Here is an 18,241-nt window from a genome sequence, read left to right on the forward strand (position 1 = left end):
GGATGGCCTGCCCGACAGGGATCGAACCTGTGACCCTCAGCTTAGAAGGCTGATGCTCTATCCAACTGAGCTACGGACAGTTTGCTGCAAACATGCGGCTGGCACATGCTTCAACTGGTCGGCGATTTTACCGCCATATCCGTGGCGGAACGGCCGCCCGCAGAACTCGCCAGTGAAGTTACAACTGCACCGCGCGGCCAATGAACTGGATCGGACCTGTGGGCCACCCGGTGGGTGAGCCGTTGGCGGGCTCCAGCGTCAACTCAAACAACTGGTTGGGTTGCAACGGTGGCAGCTTGTCCAGCGGAATCTGCACGGTTTGCCCAGGCTGCACCAGGCCGAGCGACACCGGGCCCGTCCAGCCGTCGGCCTTGGTCCAGAACTGCAGCGTCTTCTCGGCCGGCACAGCGGCACGGCCAGGCTCACCCAGGGGCACGAGTTTGATTTGCTGCTGGGCGCCGCCCGCCGTGCCACCCTGCACAGCCTGCACCACCCAGCCGGGGGCCTGGCTCTGCGGCGCCACCAACACCACCAGGTAACCCGGTGCGGCTGGTCCCGCCATCTCGCGCTGCAACAGTACGGATGCCAAGATGGCCGCCGCCGCAAAACCGGTGGCGGCCAAGCCGCGCCAGAGGTTCAGACTTTGCCACCAGCCGATGGGCTTGGGCGGCTGCGCCAGGACGGGTGTGGGGTCAAGGCTCAATTCAATGCGCCGCCACAAACCGGGCGACGGCTCCACCGGCTCGGCCAACGTCGTCAACGGCAGTAGCCGCTCTTGCCACGCGGTGACGGCGGCACGCAAGTCGGCATCGACGGTCAAACGTTGCGCCACCTCAAGCCGACGCGTAACCGACAAAGTGCCCAGAACGTACTCGCTAGCCAAGTCTTGAATCTCTTCAGGGGTACTCATACCGCAACGCCCCCCATGCAAGTGCGCAGGCTGCTCATGCCGCGCTTGATCCAGGCTTTGACCGTGCCCAACGGTGTCTTCGTGCGTTCGGCAATTTCTCCGTGCGAGCAGCCGTCGACATAGGCGAACAGAATGCAGTTGCGCCGCGCCGGCTCCAGTTGCGCCAGGCAATCGTTCAGTTGGCCCAGATTGGCGCGCAAGGCAAACGCGTCTTCCACGTCCGCGTGTGCATCCAGGGCCTGGCGGCTTTCGACGGCGGCCGTGGTTTCTTCGTCTACCGTCACTTGGCGCGCCCCGTTGCGCACGGCGTTCAGCGCCAGGTTGCGTACCACGCTGTAAATCCAGCCACGGCCTGAGCCCAGTTGCGCATCAAAGCGGCTGGCCTGGTGCCAGATGTTCAGGAACGCGTCGTGCACCACGTCTTCGGCCTGCTGGCGCTGTCGCACGATGCGCAGCGCCACGCCCAGCAGGTAGCGGCTCTCTTGTTGGTAGATGCGTTGCAGCGCCATGCGGTCTCCCCCAGCGCAAGCCTGCAAGGCGCGCTCGTAGTCGAAAGCGGTGGGGGAATCTGCGGAGTTGGGCACGTGGGTTGAGGTGTGTCCGGTGGGCGGCTGGTGCGACCACCCTCGCCTCGTTCGCCGCAGTTTAGGCGAAGCGCCCACGTCTATTCCCGAATGCCCCTAGCTTAAGCCGCCTTCCAGAAAATGTAGTCGGCCTGGTACTTCACCACTTCGCGCGCGCCCTTGTTGGCGGTGGTGCACGCTGCGGCGGGCGCTACGCCGCCCTTGGTCGCCACGCGCTGGATGTGCGTCACGCCGCTCATGGCACCCATGCCCATGGCGGGGTTGGCCTTCACCAGTTGGTAAGGAATGTTGCCTGCACCGGCCGGGGCCGCCGCCAATTGGGTGGCGGTGAGCTTGGAGCCGTCCATGGACTCCCACGTGGCTGGTGGGCCGTAATACTTGCCCACTTGTTTGCCCGCGCGGTTGTTCAGCGCCGCATCGGGACCAACGAAGAACCACTCCATGGCACCAGGCGTGCCGGCCTTGTCGCGGCATTCGTATGTGATCTGGCCCACGCCCACGGTTTCCATGGCGACCTTGTTGCCAGCGGGTACTTTCACGGCATCGGGCAGGCTGTCCTGGCTGAACATGGGTTGCATTGGCATGCTGGGCGACATGCTGCCGCAAGCGGTCAGCAAGGCGGTGGCGGAGATGGCGGCGGCGACCAGCGTGAGATTTCGAATCGACATGGTGTGCTCCTGTTAGCAGTTAGAAAAACCGCAGCCTGGCTGGCTGCTACAGGTACTACACGCGAGGGTCGAATTTGGATGCAGTGCGACAAGAATATTTCGAGCAACGCCCTCGCCCGCCTCACCCACACTCTGTTGGAGGAGGCCGCTCCACACTCCACAAAAGGCATGAAGCGAATAGCGGCTTTGCACTGATTTAAAAAGCGAAGGAAGCTATTGTTTAAATAGCAGATAGAGCATCAAGTCAAAGCAAGCGGTTCCGCAAACGACCACAAATTGATATCATTGGCGATATGAAATTGGCATGCCGTTTAGTCATCGACACCAACATATTGGTCGCGGCCACGCGCAATCGACTCGGCCCGTCGTTTGCCTTGCTACAACTGGTGCGGCAACAAGCAGCCACCATGTGTTGCAGCCCTGCGTTGTTCTTGGAATATGAAGATGTGCTGAAACGCCCACACCAACTGGCAGCGTCGGGTTTACTGCCCAAAGATGTGGACGCAATCCTGAACGAGTTGGCGGGTTTGATCGAACCGGTCGCCACCCACTACCAATGGCGCCCACAGTTGAAGGATCCGTCAGATGAAATGGTGTTGGAGGCGGCTGCCAATGCACAAGTGGACGCCATCGTGACCTACAACCTGCGCGATTTTCAGCCCGCGCTACGTTTTGGTTTGACCGTGCTGAACCCGGAGCAAAGCTTCACTCGCTTTCAACTCAAACCACTCAGGAGTTAACCATGAGCCAATACGCCCTTCGCTTGCCCGAATCGTTAAAGCAAGCTGCCAAACGCATCGCCGCTGCCGACGACACCACCATGAACCAGTTTTTCGTGGTCGCCATTGCGGAAAAAATCAGCGCGATGGAGACCGCTCAGTTCTTCGAAAAACGCGCTGCCAGCAGTACCGCACAAGCGGCTCAAACGGCCTGGGACAAGGTGGGCAGCAAGGACCCCATTCCCGCAGATGCGTGGCTTGCATCTGAACAGGGTCAATAACCGGAGATTGTTAGCATGACCACTGGCGCTCGCCCTGCCCATTTCTGGCTGATGAAGTCAGAGCCCGAAGAATGCTCCATCGACGACGCCCTGGCCGCGCCCAGCGCCACGGTGCCGTGGACGGGAGTGCGCAACTACCAGGCGCGCAACTTCATGCGTGATGGGATGCAGGTGGGCGATGGGGTGTTGTTCTACCACTCCAGTTGTGCCGAGCCCGGCATCGTCGGCTTGGCACGTGTGGCATCCGGTACGCGAACCGACCCGACACAGTTTGACCCTGCCTCGCCTTACTACGACCCCAAATCGCCGAGCGACAAACCGCGCTGGTTGCTGCTGGACGTGCAAGCTCTGCGCAAGACGCGTTTGCTGAACCTGGCAGCGTTACGCGAGCAGCCGGCATTGGCCAATATGCGGGTGCTGCAAAAGGGCAGCCGCTTGTCCATCACCCCGGTGGAGCCGGAAGAGTGGCGGGTTATCACCGAAGAGTTGCTGGGCAGTTGAACGAAAAACGCGTTTAAGGTGCTTTGTAGACCAGCACCTTCAGCGACCGGTCTTCCGACACATCGGCAAACACTGGCGGGTTGGTCACGCGCGCCACAAAGCTCAGGTCGGGCACCAGTTCGCGCACCTGGTCTTGCAAGAACGCCACACCGAGTTCGGGGGCGTTCAGGCACAACATGGCGTGGCCGCCGCTCTCCAGCAGATCCGGCAGACGGCGAATAAGTTTGGCGTAGTCCTTGGTGGCGATGAAGCTGCCCTTCTGGTAGCTGGGCGGGTCGACGATTACCAAGTCGTAAGGGCCGCCGCGCGTGATCTTGCCCCACGAGCTGAAGATGTCGTGCGCCAGAAAACTCGCCCCGGCAGAGACGCCGTTGAGCTGGTGGTTTTGCTGCCCGATGGCGATGGCGCCGTGGCCCATGTCGACGTTGACCACCTGCTTGGCCCCGGCCTGCAACGCCACCACCGAGAAGGCACAGGTGTAGGCAAACAGGTTCAGCACTTTGAAGCGCACGCGGCCGGTGGCATCGGCCGTGGCCTTGACGTGTTCGCGCACCCAGCGGCGGCCCTCGGCCATGTCGAGAAACAAGCCGTGGTTTTGCCCCTTGAGCACGTGCACGCGAAAGCTAGCACCCTGCTCCGTCACCACGTGGGGCTCGGGCACGGCACCGGCCATCAACCGGGTTTCGGTTTGACTGGCGTGGCGGCACTGAAAAACCCAGTTGAGCGCTTGACCGGGCGCAAGCTCTTGCCAGCGTGCCGCCAATGCATCGCCAATGGTGGTGAGTTCGTCCTCCGCCACCGGCTGAAAACTCGTCAACACAAAAACGGGCGGAAAGAAGTCCAGCGCCCAATGTTCACAGCCATGAAACAAGCCGCCACGGCCATGAAAAACGCGCTGGGCGTCGGTGGTGTGGTTGGCGTCGAGCGGCAAGGCCATCGCGGCTATGGTGTTCAGCAGGGCTTGCATGGTGTGAGTGGGTAGTATTCAGATGAACAAAAGAGCCGTTTGGTGCTTATGGTAAAAGCGCAGCCAGCTACGGAATCCGTAGCAATGGCTGAGATTTTAAACGCCCGTTGATATTTGCCATCAAATCACCAAATTGATATCATTGCCAGCAACTCTGAAGGAGTGATATCAATGCCATCTGTCACCGTCAGAAATCTGACCGACGCCACCCACCGCGCTTTGAAGTTGCGCGCTGCGCAACAAGGCCGCAGCACCGAAGCCGAGATCCGGTTCATCTTGGACGCGGCGGTCGCACCGAAGGTCGGCTTGGGCTCCAGCTTGGCCGCGATTGGCCACGCCCTGGGCGGGGTGACACTCCAGACCACCCGCGACAAGCAGCCGGTCGAACCTGCCAGCTTTGATTAAGCCAGCTTCACCGCCATGATGATTCTGGACACCAACGTCGTCTCCGAGCCTCTCAAGCCAGCCCCCAACCCTGCCGTATTGGACTGGCTCAACGCGCAAGAGCCGCAAACACTCTTTCTCACCGCCATCAATGTGGCCGAGTTGCTGGCCGGCGTTGAGGCCATGCCCGCTGGCAAGCGGCGTGCCCCCCTGGTGCAAGCGCTGAAGACGCAGGTGTTGGCCCTGTTTGAAGGCCGCATTTTGTCTTTTGATACCAAGGCCGCAGAAGTCTTTGCAAAGCTCAATACCGATGCGCAACGGCAAGGCAACCCCCTGGGTTTTGCCGACTGCGCCATCGCATCGATTGCGCGTGCGCATGGTTTTGGGGTGGCCACGCGCAACGTCAAAGACTTCAAAGGCACGGGCATCGAGATTGTGGATCCTTGGGCCATCTTGTAGCGGTACCTTAAAGAAAAAGGCCGCACAGAGCGCTTTCCTACTGCGCAGGCAGCTACATAATCAGTAGCAAATTCAAACAAACCTCATCACGGCACTGGCAACACCACCGGCACGGGCCGTGTCAGCAAGTCCACATACAGCTTGAAGAAAGCGCTGGTGTCGAACTTCTTCACCACGGTCATTTTTTGCAAAGCCGGACTGCCTGCAGGTTGCGCGGCATAACCAACGGAACGGCCGTTGTCGGCGGCGCCCACGGTGTCCACCACGTCCACATAACGTTCGACGGTTTCGGTCGCGTAGGCGGGGTCGATGAGGTAGGCCAACGTCAGCGTGTCCCAGATGTTCTGCGTGTAGTTGGGGTTGTTTTCAAAGCCGTTCTTGCCGTCAAAGCCGTAGCCGTTGGCTTCTTTATAAACAGTGGTCACCGCCGTGGGTTGGGGGGCATGGGCAATGGCGTCGTAGATCGGTTTGGTCAACAGCACGGTGTCGGTCACATCCAGCGGCACCACCACTTGGGGAATGGGCAGGCGCACCACATATTGCGCAGCCGTGGGGTCGAACCACCAGTTGAACTCGGCAAACTTGGTGGTGTTGCCGGGCACATCGATGGCGCCGCCCATGTAGATGATGCGCTTGATCAGCGGCACGATTTCCGGGTTGCGTTTTGTCGCCAGGGCAATGTTGGTGAGCGGGCCAATCGCCAGAATGGTGATTTCGTGCGGGTTGGCTTTGACGGTGTCGACGATGAAATCCACCGCACTTTTGCTTTGCACTTGGGTGTGCGTGGCAAAGCCGTCTGGTGTGGGTTTGAGGTCGGCGGTGGTCAGCGGCTCGGGACTGCTCCACGCACCAAGATAACCGTCGCCACCGGCTCCCGCGGTTTGCTCGGCTTGGATATCGGCATAGGTGTGGTTCAGCGCCAGGTTGGCCCCCGCGTAGATGCCGATGCGGTCGCCCACGCCCAGGCGCTCGACCGAACGCAGGCCGTCGGACACGCCCTGCACCAGCCACTGGTTACCAGACACGACGGTGATGCCCATCACCTGCACCAAACCCTTGGCTTGCAACTGCACCGCCATGACACCCAACTGGCCGTCGTCACTCATGGTGTTGTAGTCGCTGTCGATGATGATTTTTTGCGGCTTCAAGCCTGCCGCCAAAACGCCGCCGTCGCTGCCACCGCCACAACCCGTCAGCATCATCATCGTGACCAAGACTACTCCAAGCCAAAGACGTTTAGAACGCATCGCGCACTCCCAAGGTTTTTATCAAACGCAAAGGCTAGGCGAATGTGGACTCGGAAGACGTGAGCAGTTGTTGCAGGCGCGGGATAGACGCAACACCCAGGTTGTAGAGGCGGTGTGCGACCTCAGTGTCGCCGGTAACGCAACAGCCGCCCGCGATAGAGCGGCTCATCGGCCACGGCTTCATCGCGCAGTAAAGTTTCTTCCAGCTCAAAACCGAGGTTTTTCAGGCGCCGTGTGAAGGCCGCGCGGTTGCCACGCTCGGGGTCGACAATCAACACTTCGCTCACCGGCATGGCATGGCGTTCGATGAAGTTGGGCAGCGCGCCGCCGTCGTCGCGTTCGTACAGCACGTCGCTGCCCATGATCAGGTCAAAGCGCCCCTGCACCTTGGGCGCGAGGTCTTGCTCGGGCAGTTGTGTGGGCACGTGCGACCAGTCGCCGTGGCAGTAGCGCATGGGTGCCAGACCGTTGAGGCGCAGGTTCTCCAGCAAAAAGGTGCCGGCCAAGGGATGGCAGTCGCTCGCCGTCACCAGCGCGCCGCGCCGGTGGCACACCAGGCTGGCCAGCGCCAGGCCGCAGCCAATCTCCAGAATGCTTTCGCCGGCATGCAGCGGCCGCAGCGCCATGGCGGCAGCCAATTGCAGCCCCGATGGCCAGACCATGCCAAACAGCGGCCAGTTGCCGGACGAAATGCCTACCGCCAAGGCGTGCCCCAGCGGGTCGCTGAACTGCTCGCGGTCAAGCAGACTGCTGATGTGCAGCGCAGCAGCGCCCAGCACGGGGACGGATTCTTGTTTGAGCGCATAGCCCGGCATATCGACTTTCGTGAGCGAATTTGCTGGGGATGCCAGGACGGCATCAAGAGCGCAGGCGCGGATGGGAGTGGGCAGTATGCAGCAGCTTGGGCTGTGAGCAACCGCTGCGCCCACAAAAGGCCGCGCAAAGCCCGGGGCATAACCCGGGCAGTAACGCGGAACAATCCATCAGTGCAGCGCCCGCACCGCCCAGCGCAGCTTGGCGGAGGTGGAGCGTGGGTTGCTGCGCTGCTCGTCATATGAGGCGCGGATCGGATCGGCGGCCACGCTGCTGAAGGTGCCGTTGCGCTCGCCGGTTTGAAAGCACTTCTTCACGCGCCGGTCTTCGCCGGAATGAAAGCTCAGAATCGCCACGCGGCCACCCGGCTTCAGGCAGGCGGGCAAGTTCAGCAGCATGGCGTCCAGCACGCCAAACTCGTCATTCACCTCGATGCGCAACGCCTGAAACGTGCGTTGCAGCACTTTCTTGGTCTCGGCCAAACGTTCTTCTGCGGGCATGCTGCGCTTGTAGACCAGCTCCATGGTGGCCCGCACCAGGTCGGCCAGTTGCACAGTCGTCTGCAGATACTGGCCTTGCAGCGCGGCGGCCAAGGGGATGGCAAAGGGCTCGTCCGAGTTGTCGGCCAGCAGGTCGCGTAGCCGAGGGCGCGTGACGCACAGCAGCAGCTCGCTGGCCGACTGGCCGCTGGTGGGGTCCAGGCGCAAGTCCAGCGGTCCATCGGCGCGGAAGCTGAAGCCGCGTGCCGGGTTGTCGATCTGCATGGACGACACGCCCAGGTCGGCCAGCGCAAAGTCAAAGCCCCCGCCGGCCTGCGGCAGCAAGGTCGCCAGCTCGCTGAAGTTGGCACGGTGCACGCTGAGCGCCTCTTCGCCATAACCCAAGGCCCGCAGCCGCGCCGTGGTGCGGGGCAGCTCAATCGGGTCCACATCCATGCCAAACATGCGCCCGCCAGGCTGCACCAGCGGCAGCATGGCCAGCGTGTGGCCGCCAAAGCCCAAGGTCAAATCCAGGCCGGTTTCACCCGGCAGGGGTTTCAGAATAGCGAGGATTTCATCGACACAGATCGAGCGGTGCATGCCCGCAGGCGTTTGCCCGCGCTGCATGACTTTCTCGACCTCGTCCGCATGGCGCGTGGGGTCAAGCTCTTTGTACTTTTCTTCAAACTGGCGCGGATGGGTGCCAGCGTAACGTACGCGGCGCTTATGGGGAGGGGTGGGCTCTGTCATCGGCCATTATGTGGCCCAAATAAAAAGCCGCGTCGACCTTTCGGATCCACGCGGCTTTCGCCTCCATGTTTAGCGACGGGCATTAGGTCGCAAGAGCCTGGCTCCGCGTGCTGCGCTGCAACTGCCACAGCAAGAGCGCAGCCGCCACGGACGCCCCCAACACCACATAGCCCGCAACATCAAAGTGCTGCAGCTTGCCGTCGGCGCCAATGGTGACGATATTGCCTGCAATGACGGAAGCGATGCCGCCAGAGAGCTGCTGCAGCGAGCCGCTGATGGCGTTGAACGATCCGCGCTGCGCTACCGTTGGCACCGAGGCGACCAGCGCCCGAAACGGAATCATGCGCGAGAAGATGCCGACGAACATGACGGCATTGACCACAATCACCGTCGCCAAAGACACCGGGCCGAGGTGTGTGTAGACCAACACCATGACAATCGTCACCACCGTGCCGAACATGAACACGCGCAGTTGGCCAAACGCATCGGACGCCTTGCCAATCAAGGGCCCGAACACAATGGTGCACAAGCCGGTGATCAGATAGACCGTGGGCAGATGGTCCAGGCTGATCCCCAGGTTGTGCACGGTAAACGCGCTGCTGAAGGGCATGAGCATGAACCCGCCGGTGGTGACCAGCGCCGTGGTGGCAAATGCCAGCAGGTAGCGCGGCTCCACCAAGGTGTGAAACAAGTGCATCAACGGGCTGTGCTCTTGCGGCACTTTCAGGTGTTCAACCACGGGCCGCATACCCCAGGCGACAGCCACACCACCGAGCAGGCCCAGTGCAGCCATCGCCAGAAATGGCATGTGCCAACTCCATTGGTTGGACAGGTATAACCCAACGGGGATGCCCAGCACCTGGCTCGCGGCAAAGGCCGTCTGCACCACACCCATCACACGGCCACGCATCTGCGGCGCGAACAGGTCGGTTGCGATGGCCAGCACCACCGAGCCGATGACACCGCCAAACAAACCGGTGATGACACGGGCCATCAGCAAGGTCTCAAAGCTTTGCGCCAAGCCGCACCACAACGTGCCCAGCACAAAGCCGGCGTAGAAAAACAGCAGCAAGGTCTTGCGGTCATAACGGTCCGCAAAGCCCGCCGTCAGCAAGCCCGCCGCACCCGCGCTGAACGCATAGGCCGACACCACCAGCCCAAACTGGCTGGCGCTGATGCCCAGCGTTGGCATGATGACCGCGCCCAACGGCGCCATCAGCATGAAATCCAAAATGACAGCGAACTGCAGGAAGGCCAAAATGGCGACGACGGTTTTCTGGTAGCCCGAAAACTTCAAGGGCACGGCCTTGTCGCTTGAGGTGGAAGTCGCTGCAGTCATTTCTGTTCGCCCACAGCGCGACCCCAAGGACCGCGCCGATGAAACTGCTCGCGCTCCTCGGGCGTCATGGCTTGCCATTTGTTCCAGCGGTGGCGGCCGTGCCAACCGCCATGACCGCGAAAGCCACCAAAGAGGATGCGGCACAGCACCAACAAGCCCAGTGCGTGCAGGTAATCGATCTGCCGGGCATCACCAAACAAGGCGGGCGCCACGGCATTCCACAGCAGCATGACCGCCCCGCCCATCACGGCGATCGCCAGCAGGCCGAAAACAGGCCACGCCACATAGCGCCAAGCGCCGATTTTTGATCTCATGTTTCTTCTCCTTCATCAAACGTCATCAAGTTTCAAATTCGTCGTACACCGCTTGCAGGCGTGCCCGCAAAGCCAAGATCGCGTAACGCTTGCGGGCCAGCAAGGTGTTCACGGCCACGCCACTCTCCGCCGCGATTTCCTTGAAGCTGCGGCCCTCAATCTCGTGCGCCACAAAGACCTCGCGCTGGTTGTCGGGCAACTTGTCCAGGGCCATTTGCAAGGCGTTCAGCAAAACCGATCGGGCGAACTGCGCTTCCGGCCCCGCGTCTAGCGATGGCAACGCAAGATCGAGCCGATACGCCCCGCTGTCCTCGTCTTCATCGTCCCCGGCGGCATCATTCAAAGGCTGCTCGCGCTTCTTGCGAAAGCGGTCAATGATGCGATGACGCGCCACTTGGAAAAGCCACGCGCCAACCTGTTCAATCGGCTCGGGAAGCCGATAGGCCTCCACAAACTCATAGAACACGTCTTGCAAGATGTCTTCCGCATCCGTCGCATCGCGCACACGCTGCCGGATGAAATTGCCCAACCGCGAGCGCTCGCGCAACACCACATCGGCAATGGCGCGGTCTTGGTCAGTCATTCACGGGGGGCAACGAGGGCATCAGCGAATCCATACCTCTGATGACGTTTCAGAATCGGCAATATTGTGCGCCGCGCGTTTTTCTGCAGAAAATTTTCTCAACCCGTTTTTGGGGCCACTCACTGCGCGATCAGAGCCGCAATAAAAAAGCCGCGCAATCCGTAGAGGATTTGCGCGGCCAGCTACTGAATCCGTAGCAGTTTGGGCTTAACCCATCACTTGCGCTGCGGCGGCACGTCCGTGCAGCTGCCGTGGGCGATTTCAGCCGCCATGCCGATGCTTTCGCCCAGCGTGGGGTGTGGGTGGATGGTCTTGCCGATGTCCACCGCGTCCGCGCCCATTTCGATCGCCAGGGCGATTTCGCCGATTATGTCCCCCGCGTGGGTGCCGACCGCACTCCTAGTGATTTTTAGAAGAACTTGCAAAAATCCCCAAGAAACTAAAATCACTACAAAATTGAATTAATACAATTTCGTATCATTAAATTTAGGAAGCACTTTATGAAGCTTGGAGCCATCGCCACTGGGAATGATTTCTACGACCGTAAAACAGAATGCACCGATTTATGGGGCTACCTGGAAAACGATCACGTCGTTGCCAGTGGCCCGCGCAGACTAGGAAAATCGTCCATCGTAAACCGGCTACGCGAAGAGGCGGAAACCAAGGGCCTGCTTGCCAAGCATGTGGATGTCCAAGGCATCGAAGGTGCTAAAGCGTTCATTGACGAAATTTCAAATCACTTTCCAGATGCCTCCGTCAAGGGCTATCTCGGCTCTCTGACGGGCACCGCAAAACAATGGCTCTCAAGCGTCAAAAAAATTGAGTTAAAAGGATTAGGGGGCGTTGGCGGTGCACTCGAGCTACAAGCCAACGCCAAACAAACTTGGTACAAATCCGCCACCGACCTGCAAACGAGGCTGACAGCCGCACCCGTACTCATCTTTATTGACGAGTTTTCAGTCTTTCTTCAAAAGCTCTTCATCAGCGATCAAAAAGAAGCCGAGGCCTTGCTGGCTTGGCTGCGTGGCTGGAGAGTTACTCCCGGTATTGCATGCCGTTTTCTCTTTACTGGCTCCATTGGATTAAATGCTCTGCTGGAGAAATATGGCCTCAGTGCGCAGTTCAACGACTGCTATGAGTACCCGATTGGTCCCTTCAAACCCAAGGCAGCACGAGACATGATCTGCACTTTCGCACAACGCGAAAGCTGGTCCATCAGTCCAACAGAAGCGGAGTACCTCTGCGGACGGGTTGGCTGGCTGTCCCCGTTCTACCTGTGCCTGTTACTCGACGAGACATCTAAGGCTGCCCGCGACCGCTTGGATGAAACACTGCCACCGCCGCAAGGCAAGCTGAATCAAGAATTGACACGTGACGATATCGACAGCGCTTATGAGCGCCTACTGTCCGCACGGTCACGCTTCATTCATTGGGAGCAGCGCATACAACGAGATCTGGGAGGCCCGGATCTAGCTTTCGCCAACATCATGCTCACCGCCTTGGCGAAAACGGAGGTTGGCTTAACGCAGCGCCAATTGCACGCTCGGCTCGCCAAATTAGAGCAAGATCCAGATCAGCGTGCAGCACGCCAGCAAACCATTCTGAGCAAACTCCAAGAAGAGGGGTACATCAGTCCAGCGGACGCATCAGGGCGCGTCAAGTTTTTGTCGTTCTTGCTGCGAGATTATTGGAGCCGCAACCATGTCTGAAGCCCAACCAATCCCAGTCGAATCAAATTGGGCAAATCGGAATGGCATCGCGGCCACTGCGAAATACAACCCACATCTGTGGAGTCCCGACGAACTACGTACCATTTTCGTGGCTCGTCAACGGGAACTGGCAACGATCTTAGAAGTATTGCGAGCCTCCGCTCCCAATGTTGCCCCTCAGCACCTATTAATTACCGGACAGCGCGGCATGGGCAAGTCGACCCTGTTGCAGCGCGTAGCACTAGCGGTCGAAGATGACCCGGAATTACTCCAAACATGGCTACCTTTGCGTTTTCCAGAAGAGCAATATACCGTCAGTACTCCTGCTGAGCTATGGAGCAACGTCATCGGTGCGCTCGGAGATACGTTGGAACGCCATGAACAGCCAACAACAGAAGTCGACACTGAACTTGCCCGACTGATAAATTTGCCAAAAGAGCAGCGCGAAGAGGCCGCACTAGCCTGGATAAAGCAGTGGTGCGAAACCCGGAAGAAACGCCTTCTATTACTCATCGATAGTACCGACTTGTTGTTCGCCAATCTGGCCGGCAGTGAAGCAAACAAACGCGGCATAAAACAGGACGGAGGCGCCTCGGCCCTATGGCGTGTACGCAAGGCTCTGCTGCATTCGCCTCACATGCTTTGGCTAGGCGGTAGCTACCAACCATTGGAAGCAAACGGCCTATATAGCGATGCTTTTCTGGACTTTTTTCAGCTCATTGAGTTGCGCCCCCTCACCCTCCCTGAGATGCAAACCGCTATACAAACGATGGCACGCGTCTTTGGCGCAGGCCGTGGACTGAAAGGGGACGAAGCTGAAGCCGAGGTAACGCGTGTGTTGACCGCCCGTCCCGAACGGCTACGCGCCATGCGCCAGCTCACCGGCGGAAATCCCCGCACCACCGTCATGCTTTATGAGCTATTTGTCGCAGGTGGCCGCGACAACGTGCGTACAGATCTAGAGCGGCTGCTGGATGCAATGACCCCTCTGTACAAAGCCCGCTTGGAAGTGCTTGCTGACCAGCCACGCAAAGTCATCGCCCACGTCATGGAATACTGGGCTCCTGTTACCGCAAAAGTGCTGGCTCGTGCAGCAGCACTGCCTGTGAGCTCGGTCAGCGCACAACTCACACGATTGGAGCAGGAGGGATTAATTGAAAAAACCACTCTGAGCGGCACCAAAAGATTTGGTTATCAGTGCAGTGAGCGTTTTTTCAATATCTGGTACCTCATGCGCAATGCGCCACGCGGCGCACGCGCACGCGTGGGGTGGCTAGTGGAATTCATGCGTCTGTGGTACAGCAATGACGAGCTTCAGGGTTTGGCACGAGCCCGCAGGAAAAAACACAAAGATGGTCTTGATTGTGAGGGTCCAGAACTGGAGTATTCCCGTGCAATCGTCTACGCCATGCCACGAGACGCACAGGAAAGTCGCCAACTGGATTGGGCAATTTTCCAACAGGCTAGAAAAAGTGCCGTCGTCAATGAACTCTATGAGCTGGATGGAGAGGACGCCGACTACTCCACGCCCCACAACTACCTGGAGCGACTGGAGTCTTTGCGCAAAACATTAATGCAAACACCCCTTCCAGAACAAGACCGCCAATCTTGGGTGACGGAGGTTAGCGGCGCACTACACCTCACGCTGACGGAAAAGGAAAAATTGGCGACAGACAGCAAACACATGTCGCCAAACGCGATCAGTGACACACGGCTCGTTCTATCAAAAAAAAGAAGGTATCTGATTTCGGAGTACGACCAAGAAAGCGTTGAACGAGTAGAAGAAGCAGTGATTCACGGGCAATTTTTTGCAGATTGCCCTGATACGAAACTTGCATTTACGCAAATGAATGATTGCTTTGAGTCACATCCGCCAGCGTTCGTGCTTGCTTTGTCTCGCCTGATAAATGGAGGCAGCGATCCGGAAATAGAGTTGGCGTGCAGAAAGGCGATTGAGCTAGCGCCAAACAGTGCGCAGGCTTGGATCCATCTAGCCAACCTGCTCAGTGCACATTTAAATCGAAAGGGCGAAGCCGAAACAGCCTACCGAAAAGTCATTGAGTTAAATCCAAAGTGGGCAATGCCCTGGCGCCGCTTAAGCGTGCTATTGAGCACTGCGCCAGATCGCTTTGCGGATGCAGAGTTGGCCTGCCGTAACGCGATCAAACTAGACGCAAACCCAGTGGTGTCATGGAGCATTTTGGGGGCACTATTGCAATACAAGAGCACCCGCTATGACGAAGCTGAACAGGCCTATAGGAACGCCCTCGAACTCGATCCTGAGTCGCTACCCGCCTGGCTCGCTTTGGCTGATCTATTTAGCGAGCACCTAAACAAATACAAAGAAGCAGAGGAAGCCTATCGAAAGGCACTCGAACTTGCTCCGAATTTTGAGCGCTCATGGGGAGCCCTCGGAGATTTACTCGCGCACAAACTCAATCGCTACGAGGAAGCCGAAGCTGCCTACCGCAAAGCCGTCGAAATCGCCCCAAAATCAATAGCTCCGCTAGCTGCATTGGCATATTTACTTAGCGAAAGACTCCACCGCCCCGAAGAGGCCGAAACGGTTTACCGAAGAGTCATTGAACTAAATCCGGAACTAGCCATGTCATGGGACGCTTTGGGCGATCTGCTAAGCAAAAAACCGGGTGGGTTTGAGGAAGCAGAAGCGGCCTATCGCAAAGCCATCGAACTCGACACTAAGTGGGCGATGCCATGGAAAAGCTTGGGAAATCTTCTAAGCGACGAGCCTCAGCGTTATGAGGAGGCGGAAATAGCCTATCGCAAAGCGATTGCGCTAGCCTCTCCACAAGAGCAGCCATGGGATGAGTTAGGGGATTTACTGAGCAAATCACCTAGCCGCCACAAAGATGCCGAAGCGGCTTACCGTAAAGCGATAGCTTTTAATCCTAAATCTGCTTGGTCACAGATAAGTTTGGGCGACCTACTTAGCGGGAAATTTGGTCGCTTCGACGATGCGGAGGTTGCTTACCGCAAGGCCATCGAACTCGATCCTAAGTGGGTTTGGGCATGGATTGGCTTAGGCGAGCTTCTGCAGGATCGATTGCATCGCTATGATGAAGCAGAGGTCGCCTATCGAACTGCAATGGCATGCGACCAACTTAGCCCGCTACCGGTGGTGAACCTTGCACGATTATTAGCGCGGTTAAAGCGAAATGAAGAAGCAAATGTGCTGTTCAGGCAAACGCTCAAGCTAGACGGAGCACGCGATCACAATATTCGGCTGCAGGCCCATTGCTGGCTCGGCAACAACGACCTGGCGATGCAAGCGCTTGATGCTCTAGCAGCGCTCGTCAGCGAAGGCGACAAATCTGCGTTCTACGAACTCAAAGAACAATGCTTTGAATGCCATGCGATTGGCTTGTCCAAGCCTCTTCTTTTGTTAATGGAACGCAGCCGCTTCGCAGATTTCTTGCAGCCGTTCGCCTTGGCATTGCGAGTGGCAAGTGGCGATAAGGATGCGCTCTTGGATGCAGCAGTGGAAGTTAGGGGAATGGCCGAAGAGGTACTCGTACAGATCGACGGTGTGGGATAAAAATTCACCGCCCTGGGGCCTCTGCAGTAAGCTGAAACCCCATACTAAAAAGCCGCGCAACCCTCAGAGGATTTGCGCGGCCAGCTACTGAATCCGTAGCAGTTTGGGTTTAACCCATCACCTGCGTTGCGGCGGCACGTCGGTGCAGCTGCCGTGGGCAATTTCTGCCGCCATGCCGATGCTTTCGCCCAGCGTGGGGTGTGGGTGGATGGTCTTGCCGATGTCCACCGCGTCCGCACCCATTTCGATCGCCAGTGCAATTTCGCCGATCATGTCGCCAGCGTGCGTGCCAACCATGCCGCCGCCCAGGATCTTGCCGTGGCCATGCGCTTCTGGAGAATCATCAAACAGCAGCTTGGTGACACCTTCGTCGCGGCCATTGGCGATGGCGCGGCCAGATGCGTTCCAGGGGAACAGGCCCTTCTTGACCTTGATGCCTTGAGCCTTGGCCTGGTCTTCGGTAAGGCCCACCCAGGCGACTTCCGGGTCGGTGTAGGCCACGCTTGGAATGACGCGTGCGTTGAACGCCGCGGCTGCCAGTTCCTTGTTGCCTTGCAGTTCACCCGCAATCACTTCTGCGGCCACGTGGCCTTCGTGCACCGCCTTGTGCGCCAGCATGGGCTGGCCCACGATGTCGCCGATGGCGAAGATGTGCGGCACGTTGGTGCGCATCTGGATGTCCACGGGGATGAAACCACGGTCGGTCACGGCCACGCCAGCCTTTTCGGCGGCGAGCTTTTTGCCGTTCGGCGTGCGGCCCACGGCTTGCAGCACAAGGTCGTAGGTTTGTGGCTCGGGCACGGTCACGCCGTCTTCTGCGGGCGCAAACGTCACCTTGATGCCTTCAGGCGTGGCTTCGGCGCCCACCGTCTTAGTCTTGAGCATGATGTTGTCAAAACGTGGCGCATTCATTTTTTGCCAGATCTTGACGAGGTCGCGGTCGGCGCCCTGCATCAGGCCGTCCATCATTTCCACCACGTCCAGGCGGGCGCCCAGCGTGCTGTAAACGGTGCCCATTTCCAGGCCGATGATGCCGCCGCCCAGGATCAACATGCGCTTGGGCACTTGCGTGAGTTCAAGCGCGCCGGTGCTGTCGACCACGCGCGGGTCTTGCGGCATGAACGGCAGGCGCACAGCTTGTGAACCGGCGGCGATGATGGCCTTCTTGAACGCGATGGTCTGGGTTTTGCCCGACTTTTCTTGCCCCTTGGCGCCGGTAGTTTCTTCCACTTGCAGGTGGTTGGCGCCGACAAACTGGCCCGTGCCGCGCAGGATGGTGACCTTGCGCATCTTGGCCATGGCCGCCAGGCCGCCGGTCAACTTGCCGATGACCTTTTCTTTGTGCGTACGCAGCTTGTTGATGTCGACCGTAGGCGCACCAAAGTCCACGCCCAGCGCGGCCATGTGGCTCACTTCGTCCATCACGGCGGCCACGTGCAGCAGTGCCTTGGAAGGAATGCAGCCGACGTTCAAACACACACCTCCCAGGGTGGCGTAGCGTTCAACGATCACCACCTTCAAGCCGAGGTCGGCCGCGCGGAAGGCGGCGGAGTAGCCACCAGGGCCACCGCCGAGCACCAACACGTCGAACTCTTGGTCGGCCGTGCCGGCGAAGCTGGCGGCCGGTGGTGCGGCAACTGCAGCGGCAGCAGGCGCTGGGGCTGCAGCAGCCGGTGCGGCGGCAGCAGGAGCCGGTGCGGGCGCAGCGGGAGCACTGGCAGCGGCCTCACCTTCCACCAACAACACCAACGAGCCTTCTTTGACCTTGTCGCCAAGCGCAACCTTCAGCTCTTTGACCACGCCGCCTTGCGACGCCGGGATTTCCATCGAGGCCTTGTCGCTTTCGACGGTGATGAGCGACTGCTCGGGCTTGATGGTGTCGCCGACCTTGACCAGCAATTCGATCACCGTGACTTCGGCGAAATCGCCAATGTCTGGAACCTTGATTTCTACGACTGCCATTTCTTTATCTCCACAA

At 59.1% G+C, this 18,241-nt stretch carries 18 protein-coding genes, 1 tRNA gene and 1 pseudogene; 7 read left to right on the plus strand and 13 right to left on the minus strand.

Features of this window, described 5'->3' with window-relative positions; all coding sequences use genetic code 11:
* Positions 1-3 precede the first annotated feature (3 nt).
* The 4 genes from ACPWMG_RS16505 to ACPWMG_RS16520 form a co-directional block, all read right to left on the minus strand.
* Positions 4-80 (minus strand) — tRNA-Arg (locus ACPWMG_RS16505).
* A gap of 98 nt (positions 81-178) precedes the next feature.
* On the minus strand, positions 179-910 hold the full coding sequence (locus ACPWMG_RS16510; RefSeq protein WP_483300569.1) for an anti-sigma factor: 732 nt from the start codon (positions 908-910) through the stop codon (positions 179-181).
* Positions 907-1,494 carry a sigma-70 family RNA polymerase sigma factor gene (locus ACPWMG_RS16515; protein WP_483300570.1) on the minus strand — a complete coding sequence of 196 codons (588 nt, stop codon included), beginning with the start codon at positions 1,492-1,494 and terminating at the stop codon, positions 907-909. The genes ACPWMG_RS16510 and ACPWMG_RS16515 overlap by 4 nt, the downstream gene beginning before the upstream one ends.
* Positions 1,495-1,595: 101 nt before the next feature.
* On the minus strand, positions 1,596-2,162 hold the full coding sequence (locus ACPWMG_RS16520; protein ID WP_483300571.1) for a DUF3455 domain-containing protein: 567 nt from the start codon (positions 2,160-2,162) through the stop codon (positions 1,596-1,598).
* A gap of 293 nt (positions 2,163-2,455) precedes the next feature.
* Between ACPWMG_RS16520 and ACPWMG_RS16525 the strand changes: the two genes are divergently transcribed.
* Genes ACPWMG_RS16525 through ACPWMG_RS16535 form a run of 3 tightly spaced genes read left to right on the plus strand, consistent with a single transcriptional unit; the run spans position 2,456 to position 3,663 of the window.
* Positions 2,456-2,902: a putative toxin-antitoxin system toxin component, PIN family gene (locus ACPWMG_RS16525; protein WP_483300572.1), complete on the plus strand. Its 447-nt coding sequence runs from the start codon at positions 2,456-2,458 to the stop codon at positions 2,900-2,902.
* Positions 2,903-2,904: 2 nt separating this feature from the next.
* The gene (locus ACPWMG_RS16530) at positions 2,905-3,162 is read left to right on the plus strand and encodes a hypothetical protein (RefSeq protein ID WP_483300573.1); all 258 of its coding nucleotides are present in this window, start codon (positions 2,905-2,907) and stop codon (positions 3,160-3,162) included.
* Positions 3,163-3,177: 15 nt separating this feature from the next.
* On the plus strand, positions 3,178-3,663 hold the full coding sequence (locus tag ACPWMG_RS16535; RefSeq protein ID WP_483300574.1) for an EVE domain-containing protein: 486 nt from the start codon (positions 3,178-3,180) through the stop codon (positions 3,661-3,663).
* Positions 3,664-3,676: 13 nt separating this feature from the next.
* On the opposite strand, the gene ACPWMG_RS16540 is transcribed toward ACPWMG_RS16535, so the two are convergent.
* Positions 3,677-4,630, minus strand: coding sequence for a class I SAM-dependent methyltransferase (locus ACPWMG_RS16540; RefSeq protein ID WP_483300575.1), 954 nt, complete (start codon positions 4,628-4,630; stop codon positions 3,677-3,679).
* 171 nt (positions 4,631-4,801) lie between these two features.
* On the opposite strand from ACPWMG_RS16540, the gene ACPWMG_RS16545 reads away from it, so the two are divergent.
* Together ACPWMG_RS16545 and ACPWMG_RS16550 are read left to right on the plus strand one after the other, a co-directional pair.
* A complete protein-coding gene (locus ACPWMG_RS16545; protein WP_483300576.1) occupies positions 4,802-5,035 on the plus strand; it encodes a FitA-like ribbon-helix-helix domain-containing protein in 234 nt (77 codons plus the stop codon).
* 15 nt (positions 5,036-5,050) lie between these two features.
* Positions 5,051-5,473, plus strand: a complete 423-nt coding sequence (locus tag ACPWMG_RS16550) for a PIN domain-containing protein (RefSeq protein ID WP_483300577.1) — start codon at positions 5,051-5,053, stop codon at positions 5,471-5,473.
* A gap of 86 nt (positions 5,474-5,559) precedes the next feature.
* Here the strand turns inward: ACPWMG_RS16550 and ACPWMG_RS16555 are convergent, their stop codons facing one another.
* From ACPWMG_RS16555 to ACPWMG_RS16585, 7 genes and pseudogenes are all read right to left on the minus strand, one after another.
* The gene (locus ACPWMG_RS16555; protein ID WP_483300578.1) at positions 5,560-6,720 is read right to left on the minus strand and encodes a nucleoside hydrolase; all 1,161 of its coding nucleotides are present in this window, start codon (positions 6,718-6,720) and stop codon (positions 5,560-5,562) included.
* A gap of 122 nt (positions 6,721-6,842) precedes the next feature.
* A complete protein-coding gene (locus ACPWMG_RS16560; RefSeq protein WP_483300579.1) occupies positions 6,843-7,535 on the minus strand; it encodes a class I SAM-dependent methyltransferase in 693 nt (230 codons plus the stop codon).
* 168 nt (positions 7,536-7,703) lie between these two features.
* Positions 7,704-8,762 carry a 16S rRNA (cytosine(1402)-N(4))-methyltransferase RsmH gene (gene rsmH, locus ACPWMG_RS16565; protein WP_483300580.1) on the minus strand — a complete coding sequence of 353 codons (1,059 nt, stop codon included), beginning with the start codon at positions 8,760-8,762 and terminating at the stop codon, positions 7,704-7,706.
* 82 nt (positions 8,763-8,844) lie between these two features.
* A complete protein-coding gene (locus ACPWMG_RS16570; RefSeq protein WP_483300581.1) occupies positions 8,845-10,101 on the minus strand; it encodes an MFS transporter in 1,257 nt (418 codons plus the stop codon).
* Positions 10,098-10,415, minus strand: coding sequence for a hypothetical protein (locus ACPWMG_RS16575; RefSeq protein ID WP_483300582.1), 318 nt, complete (start codon positions 10,413-10,415; stop codon positions 10,098-10,100). Before ACPWMG_RS16575 ends, ACPWMG_RS16570 begins: the two co-directional genes overlap by 4 nt.
* 25 nt (positions 10,416-10,440) lie before the next feature.
* Positions 10,441-10,998, minus strand: a complete 558-nt coding sequence (locus ACPWMG_RS16580; protein ID WP_483300583.1) for an RNA polymerase sigma factor — start codon at positions 10,996-10,998, stop codon at positions 10,441-10,443.
* 215 nt (positions 10,999-11,213) lie between these two features.
* Positions 11,214-11,390, minus strand: a pseudogene (locus ACPWMG_RS16585) (hypothetical protein); the annotation flags it as partial.
* 108 nt (positions 11,391-11,498) lie between these two features.
* On the opposite strand from ACPWMG_RS16585, the gene ACPWMG_RS16590 reads away from it, so the two are divergent.
* Together ACPWMG_RS16590 and ACPWMG_RS16595 are read left to right on the plus strand one after the other, a co-directional pair.
* Positions 11,499-12,707: an ATP-binding protein gene (locus ACPWMG_RS16590; protein ID WP_483300584.1), complete on the plus strand. Its 1,209-nt coding sequence runs from the start codon at positions 11,499-11,501 to the stop codon at positions 12,705-12,707.
* Positions 12,700-16,263, plus strand: coding sequence for a tetratricopeptide repeat protein (locus tag ACPWMG_RS16595; protein WP_483300585.1), 3,564 nt, complete (start codon positions 12,700-12,702; stop codon positions 16,261-16,263). Before ACPWMG_RS16590 ends, ACPWMG_RS16595 begins: the two co-directional genes overlap by 8 nt.
* A 117-nt stretch (positions 16,264-16,380) precedes the next feature.
* Here ACPWMG_RS16595 and lpdA read toward each other — a convergent pair whose 3' ends face one another.
* Complete coding sequence (lpdA, locus tag ACPWMG_RS16600; protein WP_483300586.1) at positions 16,381-18,225, minus strand: dihydrolipoyl dehydrogenase; 1,845 nt, start codon at positions 18,223-18,225, stop codon at positions 16,381-16,383.
* Positions 18,226-18,241: the final 16 nt, after the last annotated feature.

Source organism: Hydrophilobacter chitinilyticus (assembly GCF_049860745.1).
GTDB lineage: Bacteria > Pseudomonadota > Gammaproteobacteria > Burkholderiales > Burkholderiaceae_C > Rhodoferax_B.